Below are 1959 nucleotides of genomic sequence, written 5' to 3' on the forward strand. Positions count from 1 at the left end.
TTGGAGCTAAAGACAATCTTTCAATATTATTGTTAATATTCCATTTTGGGGGGAAAAATAACTCTAATGACTTAGGTGTCTCTTTATATCGCTGCTTAATACGTTTATTCTGAACTTGTAAGTCTGGCATCTTTACTCTTAAAAGCTTGTCCGTTTCACAAAAGCAGTTTTGTAAATCTATGAGAGTAGGCGCTCTCCCAAAAAGAGGCTTGAATTCATCAAAATCAAACTTTGTCTGATAATATTCAAAGTTTTCTTGCGTGAATTTAATAATGTCTTCATTACTATAACTCGCTGACGAAGCATTACCAAAGCACTTTTTAATACCTCTAATAGACCCAATTCCTGCCTTTACAAATGAATCCTCACTAAAGTTAATTACATTTGAATAATTCATATCAATAGCATATTGGTACGCTAAAAAATCACCGATAAAAGAGCAGCCTCTGAGGTGGTCAAAAGTATCTGATAAAGAAGTAGCATCGATGATTTTATCGATGACAGACTGCCCAATTAACTCATCTTTAACCATTTGGAGCCATTTTTCATGCTTATAATTAAGATGGTTATATAAAGAATGTGTGCCTGTCATCATATAAGCATTATTAAATATAGGATTACTTACTTTACGCGCTAGTAAAGCGTTATTGATGTGCTTCAAATTAAAGTTTTCTAAAGAAATTTCACCAATTTCACTCTCAAGATACTCCCATGTTTCAAACTTGTTAAATATTTTGAATACGATAATTCGAAATAAAACATCTTTATCAGAAAATTTTTCATCTGAATAAATAACGTTTTTAATTAGGTATTGACTCACTCTATCCATTGCTCTATAAACATTTGTAAATTTATAAGACTGTAGGGTAGGGTCTCGTGTTAGAGGATAGTTTTCTTCATACTTGTTCCAAAATATATTCATTCTTTCTTGAATAAAGTAAAAATAATACTTAAAAACCTCTTCATTCGGTTTAATCATAATTATTACAACTATTTATTTGATTTAGATATTGTAGAGTGGCTGATTTTTATTCTGTATCAAGCTTTTTAAATCCAAGTGTTCTTTCTCTACGATTTCCTATTATAATGCCACCTTTATTTGCGACGACCTGATTGAATACCGTATATCCTTGGATAATAGCTTTTACCCATAACTGTAACGGACATTTTTCAACCTCATATCCTCTGATGAAAATTTGAATAGTTTTTAATAGATCATATGAAATACTACTTTCCTTAGTAAAATCAATACCCCTTTGCTTTGATATGGAAAACAACCAGGCACTCAAACCCTCTTCAATCACAATCGGTCTGCCACTATCCTGTGTTTCATCAAGAGAAGGGTCACTTTTTCTCTTATGTTTAATTAAGGCTCTAAAAGTAGGGGACCAGTGTAGTATGGCTGCAAATGCTAAATGAAATACATCATGATATTTGTAATTATCATTCTCTTGATGGTTGTCATTTAGAGCACTCCCGATAAATACATCATTCCATTTCAGATAAGCCTTACCATTCGGTTTTTCAACTATGTGGACCTCGAACTCTACTGGTAGCTGCTCATCTTTACTAAAAGTGCTATCAAACGATAATAGAGGTAAATAAAGTTCTTCAATTGGTACAAATCTATTTCTAATTTTAAAAGTATTATTTTCAACAATACTTAACAAATCAAGATTTAAAAATTCCATCATTTTCAGATAAATATTTAAAAATCTTTCAATTTTTTCTGAAGTAGTATCTTTGCTAAGAGATGTTGTATGAATTATCAGATCGTTGAATAATAATTGAGTGTCACTAATACTTTCTTTAGACTTAACTTTAATAAACGGTCGGGTTTTAATTCCTGTTATGAAAATTGTACTTTCATGTTTATCATAGGGATCGATATCGTTGATTAATTCATAGAGATCAATGCTTTCAACAATGGTGATAAGTGTAAAATACCAGAAAATATCT

1 protein-coding gene and 1 pseudogene are annotated in these 1959 nt (G+C 30.9%); both read right to left on the reverse strand.

Annotated features, from left to right (window positions below):
• Positions 1-979 (reverse strand): nucleotide kinase domain-containing protein (locus CXF61_RS11850; protein ID WP_165598332.1); only part of this gene is annotated, 979 nt, incomplete at its 3' end.
• A 49-nt stretch (positions 980-1028) separates the two neighbouring features.
• A pseudogene (locus CXF61_RS14050) lies at positions 1029-1959 on the reverse strand (hypothetical protein); the annotation flags it as partial.

Source organism: Psychrobacter sp. 4Dc, from assembly GCF_002836715.1.
Lineage (GTDB): Bacteria > Pseudomonadota > Gammaproteobacteria > Pseudomonadales > Moraxellaceae > Psychrobacter.